Here is a 13,207-nt window from a genome sequence, read left to right as displayed (position 1 = left end):
ATTGCTTGAGCCAAAGGAGGAACAGCACCACGTGGTGCCACATCACCTAATAGAATCCATGTAAGTATATTCATCCATTGAAGTGGCATTCCAGGATCACCTCTAACATGCACAAGGCTTTGCCTAGCTAATGGTGGTAGGCATTCATCCATCCAACTTGGATCGAAAACATCTTTAACGTATTCTATTGGTATGAATTGTTCATTATCCACTGATGTTGGTAAGTAATACTCCCACCAAGCTATGAAGGTTTTAATTGCTTCCTCATAGCTGGAACTACCTGGTGCAGAGGCCAATAGCCATGAGTGTAAGTTCGTTAGATTAATGTATCCGAATGTTGAGTTTATACACCATACCACTGTGCTATTAGGTAGATTTAATGAAGCTGGAGCGGTTACTGGACTACAGTACCAGCCAGTTAACTTACCATTAATGACTTCAGGCCAAGCAAATGGATAAACACCATTGGGGTTAAATGCACCGAAGGCCCACCATGGGTTATTAAGCCAATTCCATATTGTTAAGTACCCATATATTTGGCTACCAAACGTAACCACAGTCTCATAACTACCACCTGAAAGTATTGAACTTAGATAAACACCAACCTCCTCACTTACCACCTTTGACGGTATACCTAATGCTGACCATTCATTAGCCACTACAATACCAACATAAAGCACGTTAGTCCATCCTGATGGTCCAATTATAGTAATAGTTAATGGTGTCCCATTAGGTAAATACCATTGATTACCCTTCTTATATAAGCCAGCTGATTGAAGTAATTCAGCACCCTTAGTTACATTATAAGTGCAGTTGAAGAATATGCTCCTTATTGATGGTGGATATGAACTTATGAGGGGTAAACCTGATGGTACCTGCTCCAGCTCAGGTTGCATTGTACTTAACCCCCAAGCTGCCCCAGTTGCCGTCCTATTAACTAAGTAGCACTCTAATGCTTGCCTAACTTGAGGTAAATTGAATGGGTAGATATTTGGATTAAGTGATATACCCCAACCAGTATCGGGTGCATATGTGACGCCCCAGTTGCTTGGTAATTCACTTAATTGCTGTGGTGACAGGAATACCCAACCCCAAGTAGCCTTATTTGCCATCATAGCAGCCAATGCTTGTGCATTACCTCCAACTAACAGCATCTCGCTTGTTGGGTTATAGTAGTTCCAATCTGAGAATGGGAATATCTCCAGCCACTTTGAGAGTAAGTTTGGTGGTTCAAGGCTATACTGGATAAACGAATCAGATATTGATGATACGTAGTAGGGTGCTAGTGCCCAGTATGGTGCAACGAATTCTGTAATATTGGTAGCATACTTGGTCGCCTCTGAGGGAGTTAATGACTGGAGCTTCTCAACTATTGGTTTCCATATAGGCCATGGTGTGGATATTGGGGTAGTTAATACTATCATCCATTCTATGGGTGACCACTTGGGGAAGTAGAACTCTATGGTGTAATTATTCAATACCCTCACCTCCTCGTCAACATATTGAGGCTTCATGAATGGGTAATACCAGTCAAATGCCTTAATGCCAATATAATTTTCAGCATAAACATCCCACGCAGTGAACGGCATTGTGGCTGAACCATTAAACCAGTAGAAGCCCCTCCTTAAGTAAACTATTAGGATGCCGCTACCGTTAGGGAATACTTGAATACTCCAGTTCTTAGCTAAAATAGGCCAAAATTCACCAGTATATATGCTCAATGCTGCTAATCCAGGCCACGTATAGGCGTTACTTATTAAGTTACCTGGTGCATATGGGTTCCACACAGGTATACCAGGGGAATATACTATTGATGTGCCAGCAGCATTGATTATTTTAGGCATTTGTTGAGCATAGGATACATATGCTAGTGATAATGCCAGTGCAGTTACTATTATCACTATCTTGATAGGTAATGCATACTTTAACATAAATTAACCATATTATTTATCCTACTAATAAGTGAGTATTCTAACCTATACTATAACTCATAAATACTGCATGAGCTTATTAAATAATATAAGTGATTATATATAAGTAATACTAATTCATGGTTCAAGTATTATTTCTGCCGATACTTCATTGTCTTCACTTAACTTGAAGGCTACTAGGTCATCGTATTGATTAAGCTCTATAATGTTCCATCCATCCTTAAGCTGAACATCCTCCATGCGTACCTTAGCTGCCAATGAGTATTCAGCTATTGTTAATTTAGCCTGCTTACTGGCATGAATCTTAAGCCTCCTCCTATTGAAGCCTCTGAGCGGTATTCCACCAAACCAGCCGTTTAGGCCGCTTGATTCCCTTGAGTATGCTCCATCCCAAATCCATACTCTAACTGGGGTTAGGGGTTTTGATATAACTCTATCAACTGGTATTGCAAATACCCCACCTATACCTGATCTATAGGTGTAGACCCCAGTGTGGTTAGTGTGTGATGCCCCTAGGTAGAGGTTTACACCATCGGTTGCCATTCCTGATATGAAGCCTGTTGACGCTATTACCTGTGGTGCCACTGAATCCATGCGCATTAGTAGTGTAACGTCGGATCTGGCTGATGGCTCCTTTAAGTGATCCCATGGATTAAACGCCACTATTGGTATTCCATAGACGTAGGCCTTCTGCGACCTAACGCCGCCTAAGTGGTAAGGCATTCCATCCTCGGGGTTACGGGTCTCCAGTAGTGGGAATAGGGTGTACTTATCCTTATCAGGTTGAATGTAAATTAGGGCTCCCGCGTAGAAGGCCATTAGCCTATTCTGAAGCTGAATAATCTGCCCACCCCTCCTACGTATCTTCATTCTTTTACCTGGCTCCAAGGCGAATTCGAATTCATTAATCCTGCTCACCGACCCATCCCTCATATTGTATATCACTATGGCTGAATCCTCCATTAAGGCTGGATTGAATAATGTTGTGTAGATTTTATCATCCTTAAGCTCCATCTTGTATATTGTGCCCTCAGCCAGGTACTCCACCTTACGGTCCCTAAGCTCAATACGCCATAGGCCAAGCTCAGCATGTCCATCAGCCCTAGTGAAGTATACTGCATCCTCATGCCCATCATAGAGTAAGTCAGTCACCTCACCATACCAGTGGTTTGGAGGTATCCTATTATCCCATTTCCTCGACCAAAGAACCTCAACCCTATTATTCTCATCAATCATATGTATGTGGCTATACTTATTCCTCATGTCCTGAAGCCCATTAGGCAGGACACCTGGTGGTGCCTTAAGCCAACCGCCAATGAAGAGTAGGTCCCTTGAATTAGTCATTGCTGCATGAGTATCCCCAGCAACCCTAGGCTGGGCTCCAAGCTTCTCGTAGCTGTATATTAATCTACCATCTGCGTAAACCTTGGCTGCATGCCCATCATGTATTATCATTGACTTTGACCTAGGGTGGAAGCCTATGTAAAGGCACCTAAAGCTATGGTGACCGAGGCCAGCCTCATCGTGGGCTATGAAGCCTTCAAGTAATAGATCCCTAGCCATTGCCCTCCTCATGATTAGCTACTTATAAGGATGCCCTCTAACCTATTCTATACCTTAACATTACCCCCACAATGCTTTAAGCTACATATGGTTTATTTGGCATATATAAAATATAATTACCGTAGTAATGCTTATTAATCACCTAGCATTTATAATAATGATGCAGGTTAATTACCTTAATCTTAACCATGGATTCACATATGTTGAGTTTAATTATATTCATAAGGTTGACTGGACCTATAAGGCCAGTAACTATGAGTTCAGCTATAATGTCTTCGAATCACACATAAATGAGTACGAGAATTACGCCTTAGAGTTCGCCATACTTAAGATTAACGATAAGGCGACACTTAAGAACATATTAAACATCATTAAGAATGATGCTAATGTTAAGGAAATTATTGAAACAACACCATTAAACACAGGGTACCCTAAGAGGCTGAGCATTGTATTGAAGGTTAAATTAGATAACTCCACTAGGCTTAAAGCCCATAGGTTGGGTGGTATTGAGGTTAAGGACATTATAATCAATGGTGTGGAAAACTGGGGGTTTGCCTTACCCAGTTTAAGTGAAATTGATAAACTTAAACAATACTTGGCAATGGGTGGTGAGGTTAAGGAGGTGCGAATTAGGCGCATTAACGCTGGTGAATTAATACACATGATTAGCTACAGTAAGTTAACCCCATTCCTAAGTAAGGGTGAGTTAAAAGTATTGAAGGTAGCCTATGAATTAGGATTCTTCAGTGAACCAAGAAGGGCTACGTTAAGTAAGGTTGCTGATGCATTAGGATTATCCACCACCACTGTGAATTATGAAGTAAGGAAGGGAATATATAAGTTATTAACCTTAATACTAAGGGGAAGTTACCAAGATTACTAAGTTACGTACATTCTATTAAACCTACCTTAGCTCAAGCCTTATGGGAATACTTAAATCCCTTACCACAGCAAGTAAGTATGGTTGAGGTTAATAGACTCCCCTTAAGTTTACTTGGATTAACCGTAGTGGTACTTGTTTCATTAATAGTATTAGTGACCTTACCCCAATACCAATTACCCAGTAATAAGTCCTTCATAATACTTTGGGTAACACCATGGGGTGGAACCAGTAATTACTCAATACCCACCTGGGCTATTCCAGGTGTTGTTGTTTGGTATCAATGCAATAATCCATCGGCATCACTATCAATGGTTAATCAACAGATTGCACTTATTCAACGCTACCTAAGTCAAAACAGGACAGTCTTCATAAACCTAATGTGCGAATTACCCAATGAGTGGAGGGGCCTCCTGCATTACATTACCATTCCTCAGTATTTACTAATTGATTTAATGAATATTGACCCAGGTGGTAAAAACCTATACATAGGGTTCAGTGAAGAGTCCGCATGCGTTAATGACCCAGCCTGTAGGGCAACAATGGTGGGTATTTATAAGGAAATTAAGGCCCTCCTCCCTGAGTCTAACCTCTTCTACTACGCAAGTGGTAGAGAGCTTCCAAGTAACGTCTTAGCCCTAGCTAATGAAGCTAACTTAACCCTAGTGGGTTATGATAATTATGTTTACGATTATGTTAACGGTACTGTAACTGTTCCTCAATATGTGATAGATGAAATGATTTACCTGGAGGACCACGGCTACAGTGGTAGGTTCATAATGGGGGAGCTTGGATTCAGGGTTTGCGACCAGGAGGCATACGTAAATGCCTGGCAGAATCCTTATGTTGGTTCAGTTAACTGTACTGCACCGGCTATTTATGATTCACAGGTATTGAAGCAATATGAGGAGGAACTTCACCCAACCTTCATAGGTATTTGGGCTTGGAATGGGCCACCCTTCGGTGTTGTTAATAATCCACTAATGCTGGAGACGATAAGCAAGTACGCTGAAACACCCAACCTGCAGTCAATTACCCCACCACCGGGCTCAATAAGGTTAGCCTCATGGGGTTTTTCATTTAATCCACAGGGCTTAATACAATTAATAGTTAACTACACTTTATCAACAGGAAGCTACGTAATTTACTCGCCAATTCCAACAATTGGGCTAATGCCTAATGAATTAATACTCTTCAGCATAATGAACTCCAGTAACCCACCTAATGTTATTCAGGTTAATGGAGGACCATGGCTACTTACCCCAGCCTTAAGTGGCGTGCGGTTACTTAACTTAACCTCCTTAGCCTCATCCATGGGCATGCTTAGTAATGGAGTTGAGGAAGCTATTTTAGCAAGTATGTTTAACGGTACCTTACTTTCATTACCCATTGACGTGTATAGGAGTGATTTACTTTACATTAATACTCAATTACTTAGGGAGTATAATTTACCCATACCAACCACAGTGGAGCAATTAATTAATGACACACAGGAATTAGCTAACTACGGCTTTACATGCATATGGGTGATTCCTGGTAGGGATAATGGGCAGGATCAAGTTAACCTGTGGCAGTCATTATTCCTAGGGCTAGCCAGTGAGAGGTATGGCTCAGCTGCTGCGGCTAGGTTAATGAATGAACTCCTCTACGGTACTCTTAACCTACGTAACTCAACAATAGTTCAATTAATTAATGAAACCAATCAATATTACTTAACCATAACCCAATACGACTGCTCAGGTTGGCAGGAGATGAATTGGGCTGAGGCAACATCATTACTACTTCAAGGTGCGGCGGTATTCCAGGTTGGTGACTCCAGGTTGATTGGCTATGCCCTTCAGCAGGGTACACTGGTGTACCCAGCCATGGCTCCCTACATTAATAATACCTCCGTAAGCATTGCTGCTGAACCATTTCCAGGAACTGGGGGTGTTTACGTTATTGATGTTGATTCCGCCGTAGTACCCATTAACGGTAATTCAATGATTAACCTCAGCGAACGCTTCGCCGGGTTCTGGGCTTCGTATGCTGGTGAGTTAGCTTGGGTAAATGCCTCAGGAGGCTGTATGACTTGGCGTAGTGCATTAATTAACTCAACACCACTACAAGGCGTTAATTGCATTCAATTGATGAATGAACCTAATTACGGTTTCACCATAAGCCTTAGTGGTGGGGGATTATTAATGAAACCATACAGCTACCTCGCTGAGAGTTTACTTAATCTACAGGAATATGGGGCTAGTTACTTAACCAACTTCACGAGTACACTTATGCTTGTTGAGCAGGTTACCTACCAAGGGTGGGTTAATGCAGGTAAGGTGGGTTTAGGTTACTTAGGCTACTTCAAGCACCCCTTCGCACAGTACCTACCTCCGTGGGTTAACCCAGTAACCTATGGTATACAGAGCTACACGCCTTGGTGGGCTTCAAATGAGACTAAGGCAACTACAATAACCAGCATTTCAACTAGCACTTCATTAATTACATCACAAGTAACCGTAACTACTACTTATGTAACCACAGTCACAAGCATGGTTACCTCAACAATGATTAATACGGTAACTAAGGCATTAACCACTACGATTGCAAGTACCGTAACCATTATTAAGCAGACTGCATCATCATTAACACTAGGTTTAATAGCCATAATTGCAGTAATAGTGGTTGCAGTGGCGTTAATCCTTCATCATAATAGAGCCATGTGAGGCAATGGATTAGATGACATGCAAAAATGCTTAAAAATGATCCTTAAAAGGGATTAACCCTAGGGTGTCTACTATTGATTTTAAACTAGGTTCAAGGTATGATCCACTGAAGGTTGAGGAGGCTATATTAAAGTTTTGGGAGGAGGCTAAGATACCTGAAAAATGGAGGAGCTTTAAGGGGGAGAGGCTATTCACGTTCCTTGAGGGCCCACCAACAACTAATGGCTTCCCCCACGTTGGCCACGTTAGGGGTAGGACCTATAAGGATGTTGTTTTAAGGTACATGAGGCTTAAGGGCTATTCACTATGGGTTCAGGGTGGTTGGGATGAGCAGGGGTTACCTGTTGAGATTGAGGTTGAGAGGAAGCTTGGTGTTAGGACTAAGAAGGATATTTTCGATAAGATTGGGGCTGAGCGATTCTCTGAGGAATGTAATTCACTGGTGGATTACTACCTTAAGTATTGGGTTGAGGATGGTACGAAGAGGCTTGGGCTTTGGCTTGATGTTGAGCATGCCTATGAGACTAGGAGGCCTCATTACATTGAGCATGTTTGGGCATTTATAAAGAGCATGCATGAGAAAGGCCTACTCACTGAGGATTACAGGGTATTACCATTCTGCCCAAGATGTGAAACAGCGCTTAGTGATGCTGAGGTTGATCAGGGTTATGAGGATAGGGAGGACCCATCAATATTCGTGAAATTCCCAGTGGAGGGGAGTGATGGCGTGTATTTGGTTATTTGGACGACGACCCCATGGACCCTGGTTGATAATGAGGCCGTGGCTGTTAACCCCGAGGCGGATTACGTGCTTGTGAGGGTTAAGGGGAGTAATGGCCCTGAGTATTGGTGGCTTGCTGAGAAGCTAATGCAGAATGTACTTAACGCTGCTGGCATTAAGGAGTTTGAGGTTGTTAAGAGGGTTAAGGGGAGGGAACTTGAGGGAATTAAGTATGTTCACGTCTTCCTAAATGATGTGCCAATTCATAAGGCTCACTCAAACGCCCACTATGTTATTGCTGAATCCTTCGTAACCCTTGAGGAGGGGAGTGGCCTAGTCCACATAGCTCCAGCACATGGTCCAGAGGACTTTGAGGCGGCTAGGAGGAGGAACCTACCTGTTACTGATAGTGTTGAGATAAATGGGGTGTTTAATAGTAATGGTGGCGCCTTCAGCGGCATGTATTGGCTTGACGTTAGTAAGAGGGTTATTGAGGAGCTTAAGCGTAGGAACCTACTGGCTCATCAAGGCACAGTGGTTCACAGGTATCCGCACTGCTGGAGGTGTGGGACACCTTTAATCTACAGGACTGATAGGCAATGGTTCATAAGGATATCTAACCTAAGGGATAGTTTAGTCAGTGAATTATCTAGGGTTAAGATTGTTCCCCAAAGCCTAAGGAATAGGTTTGATGACTGGGTAGCCAACATTAGGGATTGGGTAATATCAAGGAGTAGGGTTTGGGGTACACCATTACCAATATGGCGGTGTAGGGATAATCCAAGCAAAGTAATGGTAATTGGTTCAATAGAGGAATTGAAGAAGCTTGCCGTTGAATTACCTAACGTACCCGATGAGAAGCTTGTTCACAGGCCCTGGATAGATATGGTTAAGTTAAGCACCAGCGACTGCAAAGAGTGGGTTAGGGAGCCCTTCGTTGGTGATGTCTGGCTGGACAGTGGTGTAGCATGGATAGCTGGGGTTAATGGATTAAGGAATAGGGAACTCTGGAGTAAACTATACCCCTACGACTGGGTTACTGAGGCTGTGGATCAGACTAGGGGCTGGTTCTACAGCCTGCTAGCCACCTCAGTGGCGTGGATGGGTAAGGCACCTTATAAGACCATACTGATAACTGGGCACGTGGTGGATAAGTATGGGCAGAAGATGAGTAAGTCTAAGGGTAATGTGATTTGGGCGAGGGACCTCATGAGTAAGTATGGAGCCGACGTAACTAGGCTTTACCTAGCCTCCAAGGCTGCCCCATGGGAAACCCTACCGGTTAATCCAGATGAGTTTTCAGGTATTAGGAATATACTCACCGTCCTTTGGAATAGCGTTAGGTTTGCGGACATGTACATGAGGCTTGATAACTATGATCCAAGGGGGCACAGTATTGATGAGGTTTTACCTAAGGCTAAGAGTGAGGATAAGTGGATGCTGTCAAGGTACTTCAGTAGGTTAAGTAGAATAATGCAGGACCTTGATGAATTCAGGATTCATGAGGCTGCCAGGGAGTGGGTGAGCCTGGTTGTTGATGATGTTAGCCACGGTTATATTAGGCTCATTAGGCGTAGGGTGTGGGTTGAGGGAAGTGATGACGATAAGCTAGTCGTCTACACTGTACTATATAACGTGCTTAAGGGTGCGATAGTTATTGGCTCAGTCTTTGTACCATTCATAACCGAGTACCTGTACAAGGCCTTCGTAAGGGATGGTGCAGAGAGCGTTCACTTGGCTTCAATGCCGGAGATTAGGCGTGATTTAATTAATGAGGGGCTTGAGAAGGCTTATGATGCAATCTTCGAAGCATTCTCATTAACAGCGGCTATTAGGAATAATTTAGGCATTAAGCTTAGGTGGCCGTTAAGCGATATGCAGGTTAAGGTTAAGGACACTGGAATCACTGAAACGGTGAGTGAATTACTTGATAGATTATCATTCTTATCCAATGTTAAGCAAGTTAGGCTCACTAACGAACTCCAATGCGGGGATGACTATGTTAAGGCTGAGGGCATATTAGTTGATGTATGCTTAAACAAGGTGATTAATGAGGATCTATACCATGAGGCAATGGCTAGGGAAATAATTAGGAGGATACAGGTAATGAGGAGTAAGGCTAACTTGGATCTTGAGGAGAGGATTAAAGTATACATTACTGCCGATGATGAGGTTAAGAGGACTGTGGAGAGGATGAGGAATATGATTGAAAATGAGGTTAGGGGGACAATACTATTTAATGAACCAAGTAAGCCAATCCTAACAATGGATTGGGACATTGAGGATAAGAGAATTAAAGTGAGTATAGAGCGTTTAAGCAATTAGCTTAAGCGGCGCACTCATAATCCCTTTCAACTAAGTAGCTAGCTCTTTTAAAAGCCTTAATCTAATACTAATCACCACCAGTAGACTCAAGGAATCTTAACGCATCCCCCTAATACTCCTCCAATACCTTAAGGCATCACTACAGTTAACCGGTAATCGACCTTCAAGCTTAGGGCCACCCTCAAGCCAACCCTCAGGGTAATACCAGTCCTTAAACCAAGTGAATCCTGCATTAAGCATAATGTAGCCGAGCCTAGAGAGGAATGGTGGATAACCTCTCTGTAACTGAATCTTAGCCTCCTCATCAGTTAAGTACTCAATATACATGATGCCACCTGGGGTTAAGTACTTAGTAATGATGCTAATTATTTTGCCGTCTAGCAGACCCCAGAAGTATGATTTAATATTAAAGGCCTCAATCCAAGGCCCATAATAAGCCCCACTATATTAAAGCCATTAATCTTAATACCGCGGGCCAGTGAATCCACTAAGTCCCGTAAATCACCCACATACCCCATGCCCTAATTAAGGTAAATAGGCTTAACGCAAGTGTTAACTGAAAATTGACCCCAGTTTCAGTGAAGCTTAATACCTTTAATGAAAATAAAGCTTATTAAACGGTAGCTAAAACGGGCATTAAGGCCCCGGTCGTTCAGCCTGGTCTAGGATGCGGGCCTGTCGAGCCCGAGACCCGGGTTCGAATCCCGGCCGGGGCGCCAACCATTTTTAATCCCTAAAACCGGATACAGTCAGTATTATGCTATGGTTACGAAGGCATACATTCCAATCGCTGATTACAGTATAATGGCGTTAATAAGACGCTGAATGCAATACAATGACTTACCTAATGTTTCAGTTAAATTTATCATTAATCTCAGTTGCCTACAGAATGTAATCCCTCAGCTTCATCCAGTCCATCACCTCGCCTGATCACAAGCATTGGCTTCAGCCCAATCTGGCGTTAACTTAAAACGAGGCTCTGTGAATAGCTGCATATACCTCATTTATGCATTACGAGGGTATTAATGATTTATCTTCTTATCATCAAAGAGAGGACTAGTAGGAATGAGGTTAATGACATTATTGAGGCGAATACGTAGGCATATGAATAGCTTATCCCATATAGGAAACCCACTACTGTATTACCTATAAACATTCCAATGCTTCTCCCAGTGGCTATGAATGGCATTAAGTTTGCATGTGCCTATAAAGCCTATACTTATTCATTGCCTCATCATGCTTCTTAAGCTTGCTTATATGCGCCATACCGCATTTCATTACATGCTAATTAATAGAGGCTGTATATTTTTAAATTACGCTTAAGTGGGATCACATCAATGATGCGTGACGAGTTGAGAACCTCACTGAAGGGGGTGAAGAGGGAGCCTGTGCCTGACGCGTAATCTTTATAAACTGCTTATTGGTAGCCAATAAATTATGAATAAAGGCGGTGAGTTAAGGAGGATACACTACCTAATATTTACGAGCTTTGCCCTAGGCTTCTTAATATGGGGCTTTATAGCAACCAGTGGGGTAATGACAATAGGCTACTTTAAGGATTACATACCTAAATGGCTTCTGCCAATTTCAGTTATCTTAGGTTACATATTCCTAGTCCTCGGCGACTCAGTAATGGGTTTCTTAACAGATAAAGTGGGTAGGAAGAGGATATTCATATACACCATGAGCCTATACACCGTTGGGTTACTGGGGATGGCTGCATCACTCTACATTAAGCAGGTAACTAATCCACTAATAGCCTTCATAATATTCATGATATCCTACGCCTTAGCTGAATTCGGTGTTGGTGGTGAGGAGCCACCCGCATTGGCAGCTACTTCTGAGCTTATGCCAAGCAGTAGTAGAGGCATGATGCTTGTGCTTATACCTAACTTCAGTAATATCGGCGCAGCCCTAGCCGCAGCAATACTTTACGCCGCATTAGTCTACACTGGCTCAGCTAGCGTATCATCAATATATACTATGATTGGTTCAGCATTAGTGGTGGTGTTCATTACTGTATTAGTTAGATTACATATACCCGAATCAGTGAGGTGGCTTGAATCCAGGGGTAGGGTTAATGAGGCCATGGAGATTGCTAAGAGCGAGGGGCTTGAGTATGCGTTAAGCACAAGCAGCTCAATGGTACAAGTTAAGGTACCACCCGCCTGGTTTAGGGTATTGTTCCTCTCAATAATAGGCTTCACTCAAATAACAACATATGGATTAATGGCATTCACCATAGTCTACCTACCGTCATTGCCCTTCAGCAGTAATTACAGCCTACAATCACTGGTAATAGTATTGGCTAATCTAGGCGCCTCAATAGCTGGCTTAGTGGGTTTAGTAATAGATAGAGTGGGTAGAAGGCCATTCACACTCTTCTCCTATCTAGGGGGTTTAGTAACTATGATTCCCATATTCCTAATATACGCAGCGCTCAATACTCCATTGAAGTCATCATTGCCGGCATTTTACACTCTACTCTTCCTAAACATGGTCTTCAGCGAATTCGAGTGGGCCGTTAGAACAATGCTTGAGCCTGAATTATTCCCAACCAAGATTAGAGGGACTTGGATTGGTGTAATTAGGTTAATATCATATGGAATATTCATAATTCTAAGCTACTACCTATTAGCTACATTAAACACGTACCAGTACCTGCTCACTAACTTAATACTATATGTAATTGGAGCGGCAGCGGCAGTGGCTTGGTTCACCTATGGTGTTGAAACTAGGGGTATCTCAATAAGCGCCCTGGATAATATAATGAGTAAGTGAAGTTAGGATAAAAATTACCACACGTTTACTACTTTAAAATACGTAGAATTAACCTAACCGTGAGCACTAGGTCAATTGGTAGGGGGACATGCCCCAAATGCGGCAGGGAGGGTGCCGTGGTGGTTAAGAGGCTTGGAGATAGGGAGTATGTTTACGTTAAGCATGGTAAAGTGTGGCATTACATTGGGCCATTGGATAATATTGATTTAAATAGCATTATCCATGAGTATACCACATCATTACCACTAAAAACAAGGGCCAGCGGAGGGTTTATGGGTAGTGGAGGGGGTTCAGGTAAATC

7 protein-coding genes, 1 tRNA gene and 2 pseudogenes are annotated in these 13,207 nt (G+C 42.6%); 6 read left to right on the top strand and 4 right to left on the bottom strand.

Going from position 1 to position 13,207, the window contains the following annotated elements; genetic code table 11:
- Both BP896_RS05505 and BP896_RS05500 read right to left on the bottom strand, forming a co-directional pair.
- A partial coding sequence (locus BP896_RS05505; RefSeq protein WP_291766558.1) for an ABC transporter substrate-binding protein occupies positions 1-1,901 on the bottom strand: 1,901 nt, incomplete at its 3' end.
- 147 nt (positions 1,902-2,048) lie between these two features.
- Entirely contained in the window at positions 2,049-3,494 is a 1,446-nt protein-coding gene (locus BP896_RS05500) for a DUF2139 domain-containing protein (protein ID WP_291766556.1), read from the bottom strand.
- Between the two features lie 157 nt (positions 3,495-3,651).
- Here BP896_RS05500 and BP896_RS05495 point away from each other — a divergent pair, with 157 nt between their 5' ends.
- The 3 genes from BP896_RS05495 (at position 3,652) to ileS (ending at position 10,125) form a co-directional block, all read left to right on the top strand.
- Complete coding sequence (locus tag BP896_RS05495; protein ID WP_291766554.1) at positions 3,652-4,377, top strand: helix-turn-helix domain-containing protein; 726 nt, start codon at positions 3,652-3,654, stop codon at positions 4,375-4,377.
- A gap of 77 nt (positions 4,378-4,454) precedes the next feature.
- Positions 4,455-7,079: an ABC transporter substrate-binding protein gene (locus tag BP896_RS05490; RefSeq protein ID WP_291766552.1), complete on the top strand. Its 2,625-nt coding sequence runs from the start codon at positions 4,455-4,457 to the stop codon at positions 7,077-7,079.
- A 64-nt stretch (positions 7,080-7,143) separates the two neighbouring features.
- Positions 7,144-10,125: an isoleucine--tRNA ligase gene (gene ileS, locus BP896_RS05485; RefSeq protein ID WP_291766550.1), complete on the top strand. Its 2,982-nt coding sequence runs from the start codon at positions 7,144-7,146 to the stop codon at positions 10,123-10,125.
- 96 nt (positions 10,126-10,221) lie between these two features.
- Here ileS and BP896_RS05480 read toward each other — a convergent pair.
- A pseudogene (locus tag BP896_RS05480) lies at positions 10,222-10,548 on the bottom strand (DUF1122 family protein); the annotation flags it as partial.
- A 218-nt stretch (positions 10,549-10,766) separates the two neighbouring features.
- Here BP896_RS05480 and BP896_RS05475 point away from each other — a divergent pair.
- Positions 10,767-10,844: transfer RNA gene (locus BP896_RS05475), tRNA-Asp, on the top strand.
- A 311-nt stretch (positions 10,845-11,155) separates the two neighbouring features.
- On the opposite strand, the gene BP896_RS05470 is transcribed toward BP896_RS05475, so the two are convergent.
- A complete protein-coding gene (locus tag BP896_RS05470) occupies positions 11,156-11,314 on the bottom strand; it encodes a hypothetical protein (protein WP_291766548.1) in 159 nt (52 codons plus the stop codon).
- 248 nt (positions 11,315-11,562) lie between these two features.
- Here BP896_RS05470 and BP896_RS05465 point away from each other — a divergent pair, with 248 nt between their 5' ends.
- Entirely contained in the window at positions 11,563-12,906 is a 1,344-nt protein-coding gene (locus BP896_RS05465; protein ID WP_291766547.1) for an MFS transporter, read from the top strand.
- A 59-nt stretch (positions 12,907-12,965) separates the two neighbouring features.
- A pseudogene (locus BP896_RS05460) lies at positions 12,966-13,207 on the top strand (hypothetical protein); the annotation flags it as partial.

Source organism: Caldivirga sp. UBA161 (genome assembly GCF_002506515.1).
Taxonomy (GTDB): Archaea; Thermoproteota; Thermoprotei; order Thermoproteales; family Thermocladiaceae; genus Caldivirga.
This window is presented reverse-complemented; position numbering and strand designations above follow the sequence as displayed.